Origin of the sequence: Pseudomonas sp. NFPP04, assembly GCF_900113815.1 — a bacterium.
GTDB classification, from domain to species: Bacteria; Pseudomonadota; Gammaproteobacteria; order Pseudomonadales; family Pseudomonadaceae; genus Aquipseudomonas; species Aquipseudomonas extremorientalis.
The window spans coordinates 1-17281 of sequence record NZ_FOQS01000018.1 but is presented as its reverse complement, the minus strand read 5'-3'; the positions used below and the strand labels follow the sequence as shown (position 1 = coordinate 17281).

Genomic DNA, 17281 nt, shown 5'->3' with positions numbered 1-17281 from the left:
TCGCCCTCGACGGTGATGGCCTCTATACTAGCTCCCCGTTTGTGCACCGCTCTAGTGCATTCGGCTGGAGCGCGACACGTCCCTCCTACCCCCCATAGAGCTGCCGCAAAAATGAGCCTGTTCTCCGCTGTCGAAATGGCACCACGCGATCCTATCCTGGGCCTCAACGAAGCATTCAACGCCGACACACGAACCACCAAGGTCAACCTTGGCGTGGGCGTTTACTGCAACGAGGAGGGGAAGATTCCACTCTTGCGTGCCGTTGCCGAAGCGGAAGCCATTCGCGTGGCGCAACACGCCGCCCGTGGCTACCTGCCGATCGATGGCATCGCAGCCTACGATAAGGCTGTGCAAACCCTGCTGTTCGGTGCCGAATCGCCACTGCTCAGCGCTGGCCGCGTCACCACCGTACAAGCGGTCGGCGGCACTGGCGCGCTGAAGCTGGGGGCTGACTTCCTCAAGCAACTGCTGCCCAACGCCGTCGTCGCCATCAGCGACCCGAGCTGGGAAAACCACCGCGCGCTGTTCGAAACCGCCGGCTTCCCGGTGCAGAACTACCGCTACTACGACGCCGCCACCCATGACGTGAACCGCGCCGGCCTGCTCGAAGACCTCAATGCTCTGCCGCCGCAATCCATCGTGGTGCTGCACGCCTGCTGCCACAACCCGACCGGCGTCGACCTGAGCCCGGCCGACTGGCAGAACGTGCTGGACGTGGTCAAGGCCAAGAACCTGGTGCCGTTCCTCGACATGGCCTACCAGGGCTTTGGCGACGGCATCCACGAAGACGCCGCCGCTGTGCGCCTGTTCGCTGAATCGGGCCTGACCTTCTTTGTGTCCAGCTCGTTCTCCAAGTCGTTCTCCCTGTACGGCGAACGTGTGGGCGCACTGTCCATCGTCGGCGAGTCCAAGGAAGAAAGCGCGCGCATCCTGTCCCAGGTCAAGCGTGTGATCCGCACCAACTACTCCAACCCGCCAACCCACGGCGCGGCCATCGTGGCAGCGGTGCTGAACAGCCCTGAGCTGCGCGCCCAGTGGGAAGCCGAACTGGCTGAAATGCGCCTGCGCATCCGTGGCATGCGTGAGCAGATGGTCGCCACCCTGGCCAAGGCTGCTCCGGAGCACGACTTCAGTTTCGTCGGCCGCCAGCGCGGGATGTTCTCCTACTCCGGCCTGACCGTTGAGCAAGTTACCCGCCTGCGCAGCGAATTCGGCATCTACGCACTGGATACCGGGCGTATCTGTGTGGCGGCGTTGAACCAGTCGAACATTGATGCAGTCACAAAGGCAATCGTTCAGGTGCTGTAAACCTGTAGCCGTTGCACCAGAAGGGGAAGCCGATGGCTTCCCCTTTTTCGTCTCCAGCCCCTAGACTGAACCTCGACCGCCCCTTTGCTGTGAGTACCTTATGAGAAACGACGACCTGGACCTGCGTGCCGACCGCGACGAGCTGGACCACTTCCCCCCGCGTGCACCGCAAGCAAAGCGCCAGAAGAGCCTGGTACTGCAAGTGGCGCTCGGTGTATTCCTTGGCGGCCTGGCGCTGTGGCTGGTGCAGTTGGGCGCAACTGCAATCATGGCAAAACTGGCCATGGGCACCCTGCAATTCGGCGGCTGATACCCATCACAATCTAGGAAGCAACCAGATCGCGTTCCTCCAACAGCTTTACAAAGCTGTTGAGGCTCTGCGACACCGTCCCGCGCCGCCAGATCAGCCAGGTATTCAAAATCCGGAAGTTATCCGTCAGCGGCCACACGCTCACCGCCGCCGACCCCGGCATGCTCTCCAGCATGCTACGCGGCATCAGCGCCAGCCCGGCGCCGGCACTGACGCAGGCGAGCATGCCGTGGTACGACTCAATCTCGAAGATCTTGCCCGGCACCGCGCCATCCTGTGAAAACCAGCGCTCAAAGTGGTGCCGATACGAGCAGTTGGAGCGGAAGGTGTAGATGTTCTCGCCATTCACATCCTGCCCCCGGGTGATCGGCGCGTGTTGCAGCGGCGCGATCACTACCATCTCTTCCTCGAATACCGCCACGCCTTCCAAGGTGGCATGCAGCACCGGCCCGTCGACAAACGCCGCCGCCAACCGCCCCGACAACACGCCTTCGATCATCGTGCCCGACGGCCCGGTGCTCAGGTCCAGCTCGACCTTGGTGTGTTTCTGGTTGTACGCCGCGAGCAACGCCGGGATACGCACCGCCGCCGTGCTCTCCAGCGAACCGAGGGCAAACGCACCCTGGGGCTCCTCCCCCGCCACTGTCGCACGGGCCTCCTGCACCAGGTCGAGGATGCGCCGCGCATAACCGAGGAAATTCCAGCCCGCCGGCGATAGACGCAAGCGGCTTTTCTCGCGGATAAACAATTCCACGCCCAGGTCTTGCTCCAGTTGCTTGATGCGCGTGGTCAGGTTCGACGGCACGCGGTGAATCAACTGCGCGGCGGCGCTGATGCTGCCTTGCTCGGCAACGGCCTTGAAGATTTCCAGCTGCACCAGGTCCAAGTCATTCTCCAATCGTGAATATATTGCTTAATATTATTCAGTTTCCAGAAAAGATATAGCCCCGTAGGCTGAACCCAACCTCATCATTCAGCAGGACGGTGCCATGAACGCGACTACCCACGCCCTCTCGATCAACCCGGCCAACGGCGAAACGGTCGGCAGCTACCCGTATGAAACCACGCAGCAACTGGATGCCGCCCTTGAGCGCGCCACCCTCGCCTTCCGCACCTGGCGCCGCCAGCCGGTCAGCCAGCGCGCCGAGTTACTGCTGGGCCTGGCCAGCGCCCTGCGCGAACAAGCCGAAGATATGGCGCAGATGATCACCCTGGAAATGGGCAAACCCATCGCCCAGGCCCGTGCCGAAATCGAAAAATGCGCGCAGCTCAGCGGGTGGTATGCCGCCCACGGCCCGGCCATGCTCGCCCCGGAACCGACGCAGGTGGACAACGGCAGCGCCCAGATCGAATACCGCCCACTGGGTCCGATCTTCGCGGTGATGCCGTGGAACTTCCCGGTGTGGCAAGTGCTGCGCGGCGCCGTGCCGACCATGCTGGCCGGCAACACCTACGTGCTCAAACACGCACCCAACGTGATGGGCAGCGCTTACCTGATCCAGCAGGCGTTCCACACCGCCGGTTTTGCCAAAGGCCTGTTTGAAGTGGTCAACGTGACCAACGACGGCGTCTCCCAAGCCATCGCCGACCCACGCATCGCCGCCGTCACCCTCACCGGCAGCGTGCGCGCCGGTATCGCCATCGGCTCCCAGGCCGGTGCCGCATTGAAAAAATGCGTGCTGGAACTGGGCGGCTCCGACCCGTTCATCGTGCTCAACGACGCCGACCTCGATGCCGCCGTACAAGCCGCGCTGATCGGCCGTTTCCAGAACAGTGGCCAGGTCTGCGCCGCCGCCAAGCGCCTGATCATCGAGGAAGGCGTGGTGCAAGCCTTCACCGCCAAATTCCTCGAAGCCAGCCGCGCCCTGGTGATGGGCGACCCGACTTCAGCCGCCACCTACATCGGCCCGATGGCCCGCTTCGACCTGCGCGACGAGCTGCATGGCCAGGTCCAGGCGACTCTGGAAGAAGGTGCCACCCTGCTGCTGGGCGGCCATAAAATACCCGGCGCCGGCAATTACTATGCGCCGACCGTACTGGCCAACGTCACCGACCAGATGACCTCGTTCAAACAGGAACTGTTCGGCCCCGTGGCCTCGATCATCACCGCCCGCGACGCCGACCACGCCGTGGCCCTGGCGAATGACAGCGAGTTCGGCCTTACCGCGAGCATCTTCACCAGCGACCCGGCGAAGGCGCGGGACATCGCCAATCAGCTGGAAACCGGCGGCATCTTCGTCAATGCCTTCAGCGTCTCCGACCCTCGGGTGGCGTTTGGCGGGATCAAGAAAAGCGGGTTCGGCCGCGAGTTGTCGCACTTCGGTGTCCGCGAGTTCTGCAACGCGCAGACCGTGTGGCTGGATCGCACATAAATCAGAGCAGCGCCTGACCTGTGGCTCACCACAGGCATGCGGTGGCCTGAAATTGTTTATGCACGAATATGCCGCCGCACACACTGCACCAACCCCTCCAGCGCCTGCGACTTCACTGGCGCGAGCACACAGACCGTGTGTTCGCGCTGGTCCTCCTTCACCGTCAGGGTGTAATGCACCTGGCCCGGTTTACCGGGCGCGGGTTCACTGCTTTGCGGCAGTTGAAAGAAGTCGCACGCCTCGACCAACTGCCGCAACTCCTGCTGGTCCTGCTCGGGCAGGCTGTCCAGCTCAACCGTACGCGGCTTGGCCAGGCCCGGAAAAAAAGCAGGCCCGCCGTTTTCCTTCAGCGAAATTTGCATGGTTGCTCCTCACGTCAGACTGAAATACCGACCGCCTTCCAGCCCTCCTTGACCGCCTTCTGCTCATCCTTGTTCGCGCCGTAGAGGCGACCGGCAACATCGTAGGTAATGCGTGCAAAGCGCAAAAACCCTGAGTTCGGCCGCAACCGCGCATCACGCAACGCGTCGTACCAGATGCGCCCGGCACGTTCCCAGGCAAACCCGCCGATTTTCGTCGCCACCTGGTAAAACGCATGGTTGGGAATACCGGAATTGATATGCACCCCGCCATTGTCCTCGTAGGTCTGCACAAAATCATCCATGTGCCCGGGCTGAGGGTCCTTGCCCAGCAGCTTGTCGTCAAACGCGGTGCCGGGGGCTTTCATCGAGCGCAGCGCGGTGCCTTTGATCTTCTTGGTAAACAACCCTTTGCCGATCAGCCAATCGGCGTCCTCGGCCTTTTGTTTCAACGAATATTGCTTGATCAACGAACCGAACACGTCCGACAGCGACTCGTTCAACGCGCCGGACTGATTGAAATACATCAGCTTGGCCTCATCCTCGGTCACACCGTGGGCCAGCTCATGGCCAATCACGTCGAGGGCGACCGTGAAGCGGTTGAACAGCTCGCCGTCCCCATCCCCGAACACCATCTGGGTCGAGTTCCAGAACGCATTGTTGTAGTTCTGGCCAAAGTGCACGGTAGCGTCCAGGGCCATGCCGGCATCGTCGATGGAGTTGCGGTCAAAGACCTGATCGAAAAAGTCGAAGGTGGCACCCAGCCCATCATAGGCCTCGTCCACCGCCGCGTCGCCACTGACGGGCTGGCCTTCGCCACGGATGAGTTTGCCCGGCAGGCTGTCGCTGCCCTCGGCGCTGTAGATCGAGCGTCGTTTGTCGGCGCCCATGGCCAGCGCCAGGTGCGCCGGGCCCTTGGCGGGCACCGCGACCATGCGCAGCGAGCGGAAGGTGCTGTCCTTGGCGCGGGTACGCAGCGCGACATCCCGTTGCGCTTTGTCACCGTTACGCGCGATCTGGTCGAGCATATAGGGCGGGATCAGGCAGAAAATCGGGTTACGGTAATGGCGATCACACATGGGCTGGCTCCTTGTTGGCGTGTGCTGAACGTCCGGATGACCGTTTGAGGATAGCCCCCAGGGGTTAGTGCGTATGATCAATTGTCATTAATCTATGTTGCAGTCGTGTTTATCCAAGGAGGACTGACCGATGCCCGCACGTAAAGCCAAAATCGACCTTGCCTACCGCCCCCGGCTTGCCGACCTGCGCCCATTGATCGCGCCGAGCCCCACGCTGCTGGAGGCACGCGCAGCGACACCCCGCGTCACGCCGGCCAAAGACTTGAAGGACCGGCGTGGCTACGCGGAGGACTTTCTCGGCAGCTTCGGGGTGCCCTGGCCCACGCTGGAAGAAGCGTTGGCGAGCGATGCCCAGAAGCGCCTGGACTACACGCACTTCTCCATAACGATGTCACGCGCCAAGCGCCTCGCGCTGTATGTGGGCGTCAACATCGACGGCGGCCAGCATGTGGACATCATCCGCAGCAACGACACCTGGGCCTACGATGGCCGCCTGCCGGTCGACGCCCAAGTCGGCGAAGCGCTCTACGCCGGCAATGGCCTGGACCGCGGCCACCTGGTGCGCCGCCAGGACCCCAATTGGGGCGACGTGGCGCAAACCGCCAACCTCGACACTTTCCACTTCACCAACTGCTCGCCGCAGATGAGCGGGTTCAACCAGAAGACCTGGCTGGAACTCGAAGACTACATCCTCGACAACACCCAACGCTGGAAAGCCCGGGCCACGGTGTTCAGCGGCCCGGTGTTCGCTGACGACGACCGCATTTACCGGGGCGTGCAGATCCCCAAGGCGTTCTGGAAGGTAGTCGCCTACCTGAGCGATGACGGCAAGCCTTCGGCCAGCGCCTACATGATCGATCAGAGCCGCGAACTGGGCCAATTGGAGCTGGTGTTCGGCCAACTGCGCACCTACCAGCGCAGCGTGATCCAGATCGAGCGCCTGACCGGCATCCGCTTCGGCAACCTGGCCAACTACGACGGCTTCAGCAACGAAGAACGCGCCACCGGCACGCGCATCGAAGCGCTGATCCAGGGGCCCGAGGACATTCGTCTCTGACCGGGCACGCCGTGGGCTATGTCGCCCCGCCTTAATCAACTACCATACCGCGCCGGTTCCCAAACGGGACTAATAGGGAATCCGAGGCGCGGTACACCCGCGCCAACCGGAACTGCCCCCGCAACTGTAGATGCCGAGCCTGCTCCTCGATGCCACTGGACCTCGTCCGGGAAGGCTGGAGCCTGGCGACGACGCATCAGTCAGGAGACCTGCCGGCCCAAGCTCAATCACTAACCGGCGGGGTGTCCGGGAAGGACATTCTTGCCTGTCGCTCCCCCGGAGCCCGAGAGTGAATTTCCGAATGGCACGTACGCTTCACTCGGAGATCGCCCCATGCTGCCACGCGTTACCGCCCTGCTCACAGGCGTTGGCTTCTGTGCCCTGGCCCAAGCCGCGCCCACTCACTACCCGCTGACGGTGGAAAACTGCGGCAGCCAGATCACCTTTGCGCAAGCTCCCGCCCGCAGCGTGACCATCGGCCAGGCCGCCACCGAGATGCTGTATGCCCTGGGCGTGGCCGATAAAGTGGTCGGCACCTCGCTGTGGTTCAACAGTGTGTTGCCGCAGTACAAGGCACAGAACGATAAAATCGAGCGCCTGGCCAACAACGAACCGAGCTTCGAAGCCGTGATCGCCAAGCGCCCGCAACTGGTGGCCGCCGAGCTGGAATGGGTGGTCGGCGCGCAAGGCGTGGTCGGTACCCGCGAGCAGTTCCATGAACTGAAGATCCCCACCTACCTGCTGCCCTCCGACTGCGAAGGCAAGGACAACCTGGTGGGCGCCGACGGCACACGGCTGGAGCCGTTTCGCATCGAGACCATCTATAAAAGCATCCGCCAACTGGCGCAGATCTTCGACGTGCAGGAGCGCGGCCAGCAGCTGAACGACGAGCTCAAGGCGCGCCTGGCCAAATCCGTCGCCACCGTGCAGGGCAAAGGCCTCAAGCAGGCCAGCGCGCTGGTGTGGTTCTCCAGTGCCGAGATGGCCAGCGATCCATACGTGGCCGGCCACAAAGGCATCCCCGAATTCATGCTGCAAACCCTGGGCCTTTCCAACGTGGTGCAGTCCGATGAAGAGTGGCCCGCCGTGGGTTGGGAAACCATCGCCAAGGCCAACCCGACCTTCCTCGTCATCGCGCGCATGGACCGCCGCCGCTACCCGGCCGACGACCATGAAAAGAAACTCGCCTTCCTGCGCAGCGACCCGGTAACGCGCAACATGGACGCGGTGAAAAACAACCGCATCATCATCCTCGACGCCCTGGCGTTGCAGGCCAGCATCCGCATGTTCGACGGCCTTGAACAACTGGCCACGGCCATCGACGGCTACGACCTGCCAAAATGATGCGCACCCTGCTCGCCCTGGCCCTGCTCCTGGTTGCCGTCCTCGCCGGCGTGGCCATTGGTGAAACCGCCATCTCGCCACAGGTGGTGCTCCAGGTACTCGCCAACAAACTGTGGGGCGCCGGCTACGTGCTCGACCCCATCGATGAAGGCGTGGTGTGGAACTACCGCCTCACCCGCGCCCTGGTCGCCGCCGCCTGCGGTGCCGGGCTGGCCACCTGCGGGGTGATTTTGCAATCGCTGTTGCGCAACCCGCTGGCCGATCCCTACTTGCTGGGCATCAGCGCCGGCGCTTCGACCGGTGCGGTGCTGGTGGCGTTGATGGGTGTGGGCGGCGGCTTGGTGTCGTTGTCGGCGGGCGCGTTTATCGGCGCGATGGCGGCGTTTGCCCTGGTGATCCTGTTGGCGCGGGCCAGCGGTTCGGTCAGTGGCACCGGCCAGATCATCCTCGCCGGTATTGCCGGCTCGCAATTGTTCAATGCGCTCACCGCGTTCCTGATCACCAAGTCGGCCAGCTCCGAACAGGCGCGCGGCATCCTGTTCTGGCTGCTCGGCAATCTAAGCGGCGTGCGTTGGCCCTCGGTGTGGCTGGCGGTGCCGGTGGCGGTCGCCGGCCTGGCCGTGTGCCTGTGGCACCGCCGGGCGCTGGATGCGTTTACCTTTGGCAGCGACTCGGCGGCGTCACTCGGTATTCCGGTGCGCCGCGTGCAATTTGTGCTGGTGGGCTGCGCGGCGCTGGTGACGGCAGTGATGGTGTCGATTGTCGGCTCTATCGGCTTTGTCGGGCTGGTGATTCCCCATGCCGTGCGCCTGTTGCTTGGCACCGGGCATTCGCGGCTGTTGCCCGCCAGCGCCTTGGGTGGCGCGTTGTTCCTGATTGCGGCGGATGTGCTGTCGCGCACGCTGATCAAGGGCCAGGTGATTCCGGTCGGCGTGGTCACCGCACTGGTCGGTGCACCGGTGTTTGCGCTGATCCTGATCGGCCGGAGGAATGCGCGATGACCGTCCTCAGTTGCAGCGGGTTGGGCTTCAAGGTGCGCGAGGCCGAGTTGCTGCGTGATATTCATCTGGACGTGCAATTGGGCGAAACCCTCGGCATCGTCGGCCCGAATGGCTCCGGCAAATCCACCTTGCTCAAGCTGTTGGCCGGGCTACGTGCACCAGCGTCCGGCGACGTGCTGCTGGGCGGCCAGCGCCTGGGCACGCTGTCCCGCCGCGCCATCGCGCAGCAACTGGCCGTGGTGGAGCAACAGGCCGACACCGACGACGCCATCCGCGTATTCGACGCCGTGGCGCTGGGCCGTACGCCGTGGCTGTCGGCGCTGAGCCCGTGGTCCTTGGATGACGATGCGATCGTGCGCCAGGCCCTGCGCGACGTCGACGCCACCCACCTGAGCCACCGTGCCTGGCGCAGCCTCTCGGGCGGGGAACGCCAGCGCGTGCACATCGCCCGCGCATTGGCGCAACGGCCGCAGATTCTGTTGCTGGATGAGCCGACCAATCACCTGGATATCCAGCATCAGCTGGCGATCTTGAAGGGTGTGCAGGCGCTGCCCGTGACGACCTTGATTGCGCTGCATGACCTTAACCAGGCACTGACCTGTGACCGCCTGGCAGTGTTGGATCGCGGGCGGTTGGTGGCGCTGGGCAAACCGCTGCAAGTGCTGACGCCGCAGCGGTTGCACGAGACATTCGGAGTGCAGGCGCATTACCTGACGGACCCGTTTGATGGGGCGCAGATCCTGCGGCTGCGTTCCGCTTGATACTGGAATAGCGGTTTATCGTGGCGAGCGGGCTTGCCCCGCGTTGGACTGCGAAGCAGCCCCAATAAGGCCGCTGCATTCCTCCAGGTCGAACTGGGGCGCAGGGTTTCAGGGCCGCTGCGCAGCCCAACGCGGGGCAAGCCCGCTCGCCACAACAGGCCTACAGGGACCGCTGCATATGCGTCGTCCGCCACACCGGGTCTGCTTCCACATCCACCACCTCGAACCCCTGCCGAACCCAGAACTCAATCGCTCCCGGCAAAAATGGGTGGGTATGCAGGTACATCACCTCAACCCCATCCGCCTGCGCCAGCGCTTCCAGTGCACGGTACAACTGCCTCGCCAGGCCAAAACGACGAAAGGCGGGAAGCACAAACAACCGCACCACCTCCACCGTCTTGCGGCCTAGGTAATCCAGCTGAGGGAAACGCCCGTCATAGGGCAGATAGCCGATGGCCGCAACAATTTCGCCACCGTTGCGAGCGATCAAAAAGCGGCCTTCGCCCTGAAGATAAATCGACGCAAAGCACGCGAGGTCAGCCGGCATGCCGGCATCATGAAATTTGGGAAACAGCTCGGCACGCGCCTGCAGCACAAATGCCAGCACCTCAGGCACATCCCCCATTGCAACCGGCCGGATGATCACTGGCGCAACTCACACACCGCATTGCCCTTCATGCCCGACGCATGCACGCTCACATGGCGCACCGTAAAACCGGGCTTCACCACCAGCTTCTTCTCTTCCCAGGTGCCGCCGTTTTCAGCCTGGTAACCGATGGCGCCATCGGCTTGCCAGGTCAGGCGCAGGGTGTACATGCCGTTATGATCGAGTGTTTGATGAATCGGCGTGTCGATGATCGGCTTGGCCTTGTTGAACGTACGCAGGTTGAAAATCCGCTGGTCCGTACCGGCTGGCGAATAGCTGGAGAGAAATAACGTATCGTCTTCGGCAGCATCCTCGGCGGCCGCCAGGATCACCGATGGCACCCACTTCTCGCCACGGTCCTGGGTGTCAGTGACGACCTTGCAGGTCAACTGGCCCTTGCCGGTGACGTTCTGGCGCCAGCCCGTTTCGTAGAAGCCGTAGGGCACGTCGAAGCGCAGGGTCTTCTCGGTGACTTGCTCGCAGCCGGCCAGCAGGTAGAGCGCTGATAAAGCGATGAGTCCTTGAAGAAACTTCACGTGCTGTCCTTGGCTTGAATAGGTGGGGCCGGGAGATTACCTGGGCAGTCAGAAAAAGTGGATAGATTTAGCGGGCTGACGTGTCGTGATATACCTGCGCCCGTCATTGATTTCAAACCCGATGGGTTAAAGGAGATGAGCTGAAAATGACTGAACTACCCATGGCTGACGCGCGCCAGAATGATAAAAACCGCAAGATCATCCAGACCGCTATCAAAGAACGAAACCTGGCAGGCGCGGCAAATAACACCAAGTGGAACGAACTGATTGCACACATGCGCCAGCGCTCGGGGTGGGTACCGTCTTATCGCTCAAAATCCATCACAGGCCATATCTCAGGATGGGATGTGGAATGGTTTTACCACCTACCTTTCCCTTTTGCGTATGTCGAATGGCTCGACATCGGCTTGTGGCAAGAAGCGCCTTCGTTAGGCGTATTACTGCCACGAACGTATATTGACCATACCGAGGAAATCTCTCAGGTTATCTCGCAGATAGGCTTCGAATTTGAAGTGAAGGCCGACGTACTGAGAATTTGGGGATACCTTCCAAAATCTTTCGATGACTTTCCGCCGGCATAACGTACAGCGGCGGATCCTGCGGCCACGCCCGAACTAACGCCTTGCGACTGCTGGCCCTGCTTCAGCCACCATCACTGTAGTGAGCGGGCTTGCCCCGCGCTGGGTGGCGAAGCCGCCCCAAACCCAGGCGACTCGGTGTGTCAGGGGTATCGTTGCGCCCCTGGCGCGGGGCAAGCCCGCTCACTACAAGTTACAGTCGGCATGGCGGTTTGAATGATCAGCTCTCCAGTCGGGCACTGATCCACTGGCGGCTATAAGCAAGCACGCTCCCCCCCATCACCACCGGAAAATGAATAAACCCATGCGCCGCCTCCGGCAACAGATACACCTCAGCCCCCGGCCACCGCTCAGCGATCAACAGCGTGTCATCCTTCAATGGGTCCAACTCCCCCACAAACATCAACGCCGGCGGCAGGCCCTCGAAGTCGCCATACAACGGCGATAACGGCGGCTGCCGACGCTCATCATCGCTCAGGCCCGGTGTCAGCATGCTCAGCGCTTCGACCATGCCAGGACCGTCCAGCAGCAATGTTTGCGGCCCCGCCGCACGTACGCTCGGGGTGCCGGTCAGGTCGTACACGCCGTAATACAACACCGCCCCGCGCACGCGCTGGAGCAGTTGCGGCCATTGCTTCAACGCCAGCAACGTCGCCGCCGCCAAATGCCCGCCGGCCGATTCGCCGACCACGAACACCGGCAGCCCGGCAAACTCATCGGTGGTGAGCAACCAACGCGCCGCCGCCAGGCAGTCGTCCATCAGCCCTTCGACCGGCGTGTCGACCGCCAGCCGATAATCCACCGACACCACCGCCACCTCGCAGGCGTTGACCATGCCCAGGTTGAGGTCGTCATCCATCTGCGCATTGCCGATCACCCAACCGCCACCGTGGATATCCAGCACCACGCCCTTGGGCTTGCCGCTCGGCCGCAGGATGCGCACGGGGACAGAGTCGACCAGTTTGCATTCAGCAGCCGGCGCTTTCTTAAGCATTTGGCTGGTGCGCAACAGCGCCTGGATCAGGCGCGGTGTGACGCGATTACGGATTTTGAAGCGCGGCATCCAGGCAAGCTTCTGGTTGAAGCGGCGCATCTCGGCCAGTTCCGGCTCACTGGCGGGCCAAGGTGTGTAGGCCATCAGCGGTTATTCCGCAGGATCGAAAAGTTCAGCGCCGCTGCCACGCACAGCCACGCCAGGTAGGGGAACAGGATCAAGCCGGTGATCAAATCCAGTTGCACCGCCAGTACCACCATGGTCGCCACGGTCAGCCACAGCACCGCAATAATCACCATCCCGGCCAGGATGCGATGGGCGCCGAAGAACACCGGCGTCCACAAGGTGTTCAACGCAATCTGCGCGGCCCACAAGGCCAGCACCATTTGGCTGCCCGGGATAAGGCTGAGGCGGTAACCCGCCCAGGCCAGCAACAGGTAGATAATCGTCCAGGCCACCGGGAACAACCAGTTGGGTGGGGTGAAGCTGGGTTTGACCAGGGAGTCGTACCAGGCTCCCGGCTTGAAGATAATGCCGGTACTGGCAGCGGCGGCGCAGGCGAGCAGGAAGATGAAGAAGGTCATGGGCGGTCCTTGGCTGGGTATTTCAACTTTGACGCGTAGGACGCGGGTAAAAGTTCACTGCGATTCAGGGCATCACGATGTTCAGCCAAGGCCACCGCGCCTGATAACTGCGGGCCTTCTGCACAAACAACGCCCGCTCAGGATGCAGTGGGTTGATGCGCAACACGCCCTGCTCCACATCTTCCAAGCCATAAGGCGCATACACCTCGCCCGTGGCAATCTCCAGGCCGATGCACGTGCCCGCCACCAGGTAACGGTCAATCCCCTGCCTGGCCGTGTGCAACTGCGGGTAAGGCCGGCCAAAGCGCTCGCCGTACCACAGATGCACCCGCGCCTGGTTCTTCACCTCGACGTTGACGCCCAGGTCCTGGAACAACCGCTCGGCCGCACGGATCACTGCGTCTTCAGCCTCGTAGGACAGGTCGGTATCGAAGTAGAAAACGTCGTAGTCCTTTACGCCATGGGCCGCCGGCAAATTCGACTGATGATTCCACACCGCCTGGAACAGGCAGCCCGCCGTGAGAAAGCACTGGTCCACACCCAGGTCGGGCAGGCGCGCGGTGATTTCGGCGTTGATGGGGTTGGCCATGGCCAGGTTGAGCAAGGTTTCGACAGTCAATGTCATGGGCTCTCCGTTATCCGTGACGCGCTCGAACGGCAGAGGTTACACCACGGTGTGGAGGGTTTCGTGACCCGCGCTTTTCGATCTCACGCGGGATCAGCGTAAACCAGGGCTTGCGGCAGCACCGCCCTTGCCCCCCTTCAATGAGAAGCTTCAGCCTCGGTCAGCGGCTGGCGCTTGGCCCACTCCATCAGCTCCAGATTGGGAATGTGAATACCGCCATCCACACGAATAACGTAATTGGGCCAAGGAATGTCCACCCCCGCCCTCTGCAAATTGGCAATGCGCCCCGCCGCATGGCGATCGACCTTGTAGCAATCGAACGCATACTTTGAAGTCTCGTCCTTGGAATTGTATTGCCGGTACTTCACCACTACGGTGCATTTTTTCTGCGGCAGATCCGTAACCTCGCTGAGTTCAGCAACGCTCGCAGGGATCAGCAGCCCGTTCGTTGCATTCACCAGGACCTGCTCGCTCGCCTTGATCAGCCTCTGCCCTTTCGGGATGTTGAACAGACTCATGTCCGGGCTTTTGTCAGCGGCGGTTTCAAGCACCAGCCCCGTCAGGATGGCCGCACGATTGCCGACATTCGTCACCAACACCTCCATCCGGTCAAAATCGCTGTAAGCCAGCGTGATGTCCAGTTTTGAATAGTCCCCTTTCAACCAACTCCAGGCGGGAGGAACAACCACAGAGGCTATAGATACAAGGGCCACTGGCAGTCCGAAAAGCAGACTCAACCGTTCCAGCTTGCCCTTAGTCAACTTCTTCACTCGATTCCCTCTTACGCATAGGCTGATGTAACGGCCAGATAGTGGCACTTAACCATCATGCCATACCTTGGCTCGACCATCAGCCGCCTGAGAGGGGTGTTTTCACGCCTGCAACTCACCCGCACGATGCGCCGCCGCGTCGTCGTAAACCACATACAACGACTCGGCGACCTGGCTCTTGATGGCCTTGGTGGACTCAAGGCCCAGCACAAAACCCTCGGCCTTGCCGCCGGCGCGATTGAGTTCCTCAGGGGTGGCGGCGCCGGTGATGGCGTCGAACAGCTTGGTGGCGTGGGGGCCGACGCCCTTGGGCAGGCTGATCTGGTCGATGGACATGGGCGATACCTTAAAAGAGAGAATTCGGTAGCGCGTGGAACCACTGCCGGGGTGGCATGGTAGACCGGCTGGCACAGAAAGGCGCGGCTTTTGCGCATATCGCGCTCACCGGGCGGCCTTTTTCATGACACTGCCCCACAACACCGTGATAGCGCTAAGCTGGATCCCCCACCCGCCCCGCAGGCCCAGCACCATGACGCTCTCCCCCGACTTCACCCCCTGGGCCTCCCTGCTCGGCGGCGCACTGATCGGCCTCAGCGCCGGCCTGTTCATCCTGCTCAACGGGCGCATCGCCGGTATCAGCGGCCTGCTCGGCAGCCTGATGGCCAAACACGCTGAAGGCCGCGCCGAAAAAGCCCTGTTCCTGCTAGGCCTGCTCGCCTCGCCCTGGCTGTGGGCACTGTTCGGCACCTTGCCCGGCGCGTCGATCCAGGCCGGTGGTGCCGCGCTGGTGCTGGCGGGGCTGCTGGTGGGCCTCGGCACACGCTACGGCGCCGGCTGCACCAGTGGGCACGGGATCTGCGGGCTGTCACGCCTGTCGCTGCGCTCGCTGGTGGCGGTGGCGTGCTTCATGGGCAGCGGGTTTGCCACTGTCTACCTCATCCGCCATCTGATCGGGGCCTGAGCATGCGCAAACTGACCGCCTTGATCGCCGGCCTGCTCTTCGGCCTGGGGCTGTACCTCAGCGGCATGACCAACCCGGCCAAAGTGCTCGGGTTTCTCGACCTGGCCGGCGAATGGGACCCGTCCCTGGCGCTGGTCATGCTCGGCGCGCTCGCCGTCAGCAGCGTGTTCTTCTTTTTCGCCAGGCAGCGCCGCACCGCGTTGCTGGGCGCGCCGATGCAGATGCCGACCAAGCGCACCCTAGACCGGCGGCTGGTGCTGGGCAGTGTGATATTCGGTGTCGGCTGGGGGATCGCCGGGCTATGCCCCGGCCCGGCGCTGGCGTTGTTGCTGACCGGGCAATGGCAGGTGGGGGTGTTCGTGCTGGCGATGGCGCTGGGGATGTGGCTGTTTGAGCGGATTGAGGCGCGCAGGTTGGCCAAGGCTTGAGGCACGGGCAGGCGTTTGTGCTTTATCTCCACCCGCCTGCGGCCTACATTGAACGCCTTATCGATCAACCCCGAGGTCAGCCCCCATGGCACGCATCGTCCGGATTCACGCCTACGGCGACGCCAGCGTCTTGAAACTCGAAGACGTCGACGTCCCCGCCCCCGCCGCCGATGAAGTCCAAATCGACGTCAAAGCCTTCGGCCTCAATCGTGCCGAAGTGATGTTCCGCAACCACGCCTACCTGCAGGAAGCCGAATTCCCCAGTCGCCTGGGCTACGAAGCGGCTGGCGTGGTGATAGCGGTCGGTGCCGATGTCACCGACCTGCAGGTGGGCGACGCCGTCAGCGTCATCCCACCGCTGGACATCGCCCGCTGGGGCACCTATGGCGAAGTCGCCAACGTGCCCGCCCACCTCGCCGTCAAACACCCGCAAACCATCAGCTTTGTGCAAGCCGCCGCGTGCTGGATGCAATACGTCACCGCCTGGGGCGCCCTGGTGGAACAGGCCAAACTGACCCAGGGCGACACCGTGCTGGTCACCGCCGCCTCCAGCAGCGTCGCCCTCGCCGCCTTCCAGATCGCCCGCAGCGTCGGCGCCACCGCCATCGGCGTGACCCGCACCCGTGCAAAAAAACAGGCGCTGCTGGATGCCGGCGCAGCGCACGTCATCGTCAGCGACGAAGAAAACCTGGTCGAACGCGTGATGCAACTCACCCACGACCAAGGCGCCCGCGTGGTGTTCGACCCCATCGGCGGGCCGGGCTTCGAAGCCCTCACCCAAAGCATGGCCCGAGGCGGCATCTTGCTGGAGTACGGCGCGCTTAGCTCGGAGCCAACGCCGTTTCCGTTGTTTACCGTGTTGGGCAAATGTTTGACGCTCAAAGGGTATCTGTACGCCGAAATCGTCGCCGACCCGGCGGCGTTGGCGCGGGCCAAGGCGTTCATTCTGGACGGGCTGGCGTCGGGCGCGTTGGCGCCGGTGATTGCGAAGACATTTGCATTGGATGAGGTGCAGGAGGCGCATCGGTTTTTGGAGGCGAACCAGCAGGTGGGGAAAATCGTGGTGACGGTGTGAGGGCGGTGTCCTAGGACAATTCCCAAAGCTGGAGAGTGGGTTGCCCGATTGCCTACGCGTGGGTCAGAATCCGCCGGCTTGTGTGCTGGGGTGGTGGAATCTAAGGTGGCGCGGTCGCTGAATTTCTCGGTGATCGGGTTTAGTAGCCCGTAACCGATCCATCACCCACACATTCAAAGCCGCCCATTGAAGCCCGATGCTGCGCTCCCGATCTCTTTCTGGAGCCAGCACCTCATGATGCGTCCCGACGCCAAAGTCGAAAAAGTTTACCTTTACCCCAAGTCCGTGGACTTCCGAAAATCCATCGACGGCCTGGCCGCCCTGGTCGAGCTGGATATCAAGGTGGCCGTCTTCGACCCGGTACTTTTCGTTTTTCTGAATCGCTCCCGCAACCGGGTGAAAATCCTCTATTGGGAGCGCAACGGCTTCTGTCTTTGGCTCAAGCGCCTGGAATCCGAGCGTTTCAAAACCTCGCCCGACGTCACCGACGAAG

The 17281-nt window shown here is 62.5% G+C and carries 22 protein-coding genes and 1 riboswitch; of the genes, 12 read left to right on the top strand and 10 right to left on the bottom strand.

Annotation, left to right across the window (positions count from 1 at the left end; translation table 11 throughout):
* The first annotated feature begins 111 nt into the window (after positions 1 to 111).
* The gene (locus BM017_RS26950) at positions 112 to 1308 is read left to right on the top strand and encodes an amino acid aminotransferase (protein WP_058427801.1); all 1197 of its coding nucleotides are present in this window, start codon (positions 112 to 114) and stop codon (positions 1306 to 1308) included.
* 100 nt (positions 1309 to 1408) lie between these two features.
* Entirely contained in the window at positions 1409 to 1618 is a 210-nt protein-coding gene (locus BM017_RS26945) for a hypothetical protein (protein WP_092250320.1), read from the top strand.
* Positions 1619 to 1631: 13 nt separating this feature from the next.
* Here BM017_RS26945 and BM017_RS26940 read toward each other — a convergent pair whose 3' ends face one another.
* Positions 1632 to 2504, bottom strand: a complete 873-nt coding sequence (locus tag BM017_RS26940) for a putrescine utilization regulator PtrR (RefSeq protein ID WP_092250317.1) — start codon at positions 2502 to 2504, stop codon at positions 1632 to 1634.
* Between the two features lie 103 nt (positions 2505 to 2607).
* Here BM017_RS26940 and BM017_RS26935 point away from each other — a divergent pair, with 103 nt between their 5' ends.
* Positions 2608 to 3990: an aldehyde dehydrogenase family protein gene (locus BM017_RS26935; RefSeq protein WP_092250315.1), complete on the top strand. Its 1383-nt coding sequence runs from the start codon at positions 2608 to 2610 to the stop codon at positions 3988 to 3990.
* A 56-nt stretch (positions 3991 to 4046) separates the two neighbouring features.
* On the opposite strand, the gene BM017_RS26930 is transcribed toward BM017_RS26935, so the two are convergent.
* Together BM017_RS26930 and BM017_RS26925 are read right to left on the bottom strand one after the other, a co-directional pair.
* A complete protein-coding gene (locus BM017_RS26930) occupies positions 4047 to 4352 on the bottom strand; it encodes a protealysin inhibitor emfourin (protein ID WP_092250312.1) in 306 nt (101 codons plus the stop codon).
* A gap of 14 nt (positions 4353 to 4366) precedes the next feature.
* Positions 4367 to 5428 (bottom strand): M4 family metallopeptidase, encoded by a 1062-nt coding sequence (locus tag BM017_RS26925; RefSeq protein ID WP_071490120.1) that lies wholly within the window; start codon positions 5426 to 5428, stop codon positions 4367 to 4369.
* Positions 5429 to 5558: 130 nt separating this feature from the next.
* Between BM017_RS26925 and BM017_RS26920 the strand changes: the two genes are divergently transcribed.
* The 4 genes from BM017_RS26920 (at position 5559) to BM017_RS26905 (ending at position 9591) form a co-directional block, all read left to right on the top strand.
* Positions 5559 to 6485 (top strand): DNA/RNA non-specific endonuclease, encoded by a 927-nt coding sequence (locus tag BM017_RS26920; protein ID WP_092250309.1) that lies wholly within the window; start codon positions 5559 to 5561, stop codon positions 6483 to 6485.
* Between the two features lie 36 nt (positions 6486 to 6521).
* Positions 6522 to 6717: riboswitch (cobalamin riboswitch) on the top strand.
* Positions 6718 to 6818: 101 nt separating this feature from the next.
* Positions 6819 to 7829 (top strand): ABC transporter substrate-binding protein, encoded by a 1011-nt coding sequence (locus BM017_RS26915; protein WP_092250306.1) that lies wholly within the window; start codon positions 6819 to 6821, stop codon positions 7827 to 7829.
* Complete coding sequence (locus BM017_RS26910; RefSeq protein ID WP_092250303.1) at positions 7826 to 8830, top strand: FecCD family ABC transporter permease; 1005 nt, start codon at positions 7826 to 7828, stop codon at positions 8828 to 8830. The genes BM017_RS26915 and BM017_RS26910 overlap by 4 nt, the downstream gene beginning before the upstream one ends.
* Positions 8827 to 9591, top strand: coding sequence for an ABC transporter ATP-binding protein (locus BM017_RS26905; RefSeq protein WP_092250301.1), 765 nt, complete (start codon positions 8827 to 8829; stop codon positions 9589 to 9591). Before BM017_RS26910 ends, BM017_RS26905 begins: the two co-directional genes overlap by 4 nt.
* A 160-nt stretch (positions 9592 to 9751) precedes the next feature.
* Here BM017_RS26905 and BM017_RS26900 read toward each other — a convergent pair whose 3' ends face one another.
* Together BM017_RS26900 and BM017_RS26895 are read right to left on the bottom strand one after the other, a co-directional pair.
* Positions 9752 to 10216 carry a GNAT family N-acetyltransferase gene (locus tag BM017_RS26900; protein WP_092250494.1) on the bottom strand — a complete coding sequence of 155 codons (465 nt, stop codon included), beginning with the start codon at positions 10214 to 10216 and terminating at the stop codon, positions 9752 to 9754.
* A 17-nt stretch (positions 10217 to 10233) separates the two neighbouring features.
* Positions 10234 to 10773, bottom strand: a complete 540-nt coding sequence (locus tag BM017_RS26895) for a hypothetical protein (protein WP_256575370.1) — start codon at positions 10771 to 10773, stop codon at positions 10234 to 10236.
* 146 nt (positions 10774 to 10919) lie between these two features.
* Here BM017_RS26895 and BM017_RS26890 point away from each other — a divergent pair, with 146 nt between their 5' ends.
* Entirely contained in the window at positions 10920 to 11354 is a 435-nt protein-coding gene (locus BM017_RS26890; protein ID WP_170856129.1) for a DUF6678 family protein, read from the top strand.
* 217 nt (positions 11355 to 11571) lie between these two features.
* Here the strand turns inward: BM017_RS26890 and BM017_RS26885 are convergent, their stop codons facing one another.
* The 5 genes from BM017_RS26885 to BM017_RS26865 form a co-directional block, all read right to left on the bottom strand.
* Complete coding sequence (locus BM017_RS26885) at positions 11572 to 12489, bottom strand: alpha/beta hydrolase fold domain-containing protein (protein ID WP_092250299.1); 918 nt, start codon at positions 12487 to 12489, stop codon at positions 11572 to 11574.
* Positions 12489 to 12929 carry a tryptophan-rich sensory protein TspO gene (locus tag BM017_RS26880; RefSeq protein ID WP_092250297.1) on the bottom strand — a complete coding sequence of 147 codons (441 nt, stop codon included), beginning with the start codon at positions 12927 to 12929 and terminating at the stop codon, positions 12489 to 12491. Before BM017_RS26880 ends, BM017_RS26885 begins: the two co-directional genes overlap by 1 nt.
* A 64-nt stretch (positions 12930 to 12993) precedes the next feature.
* A complete protein-coding gene (locus BM017_RS26875) occupies positions 12994 to 13554 on the bottom strand; it encodes a nucleotidyltransferase family protein (protein ID WP_092250294.1) in 561 nt (186 codons plus the stop codon).
* A 137-nt stretch (positions 13555 to 13691) separates the two neighbouring features.
* Positions 13692 to 14324 carry a hypothetical protein gene (locus BM017_RS26870; RefSeq protein ID WP_092250292.1) on the bottom strand — a complete coding sequence of 211 codons (633 nt, stop codon included), beginning with the start codon at positions 14322 to 14324 and terminating at the stop codon, positions 13692 to 13694.
* A 102-nt stretch (positions 14325 to 14426) separates the two neighbouring features.
* Positions 14427 to 14660 (bottom strand): hypothetical protein, encoded by a 234-nt coding sequence (locus BM017_RS26865; RefSeq protein WP_092250290.1) that lies wholly within the window; start codon positions 14658 to 14660, stop codon positions 14427 to 14429.
* Between the two features lie 193 nt (positions 14661 to 14853).
* Here BM017_RS26865 and BM017_RS26860 point away from each other — a divergent pair, with 193 nt between their 5' ends.
* From BM017_RS26860 to tnpB, 4 genes are all read left to right on the top strand, one after another.
* A complete protein-coding gene (locus BM017_RS26860) occupies positions 14854 to 15285 on the top strand; it encodes a YeeE/YedE family protein (protein WP_092250288.1) in 432 nt (143 codons plus the stop codon).
* Positions 15286 to 15287: 2 nt separating this feature from the next.
* A complete protein-coding gene (locus BM017_RS26855) occupies positions 15288 to 15713 on the top strand; it encodes a DUF6691 family protein (RefSeq protein WP_092250286.1) in 426 nt (141 codons plus the stop codon).
* Between the two features lie 85 nt (positions 15714 to 15798).
* A complete protein-coding gene (locus BM017_RS26850) occupies positions 15799 to 16788 on the top strand; it encodes a zinc-dependent alcohol dehydrogenase family protein (RefSeq protein ID WP_092250284.1) in 990 nt (329 codons plus the stop codon).
* A 234-nt stretch (positions 16789 to 17022) separates the two neighbouring features.
* On the top strand, positions 17023 to 17281 hold a 259-nt coding region (gene tnpB, locus BM017_RS26845), incomplete at its 3' end, for an IS66 family insertion sequence element accessory protein TnpB (RefSeq protein ID WP_139216882.1).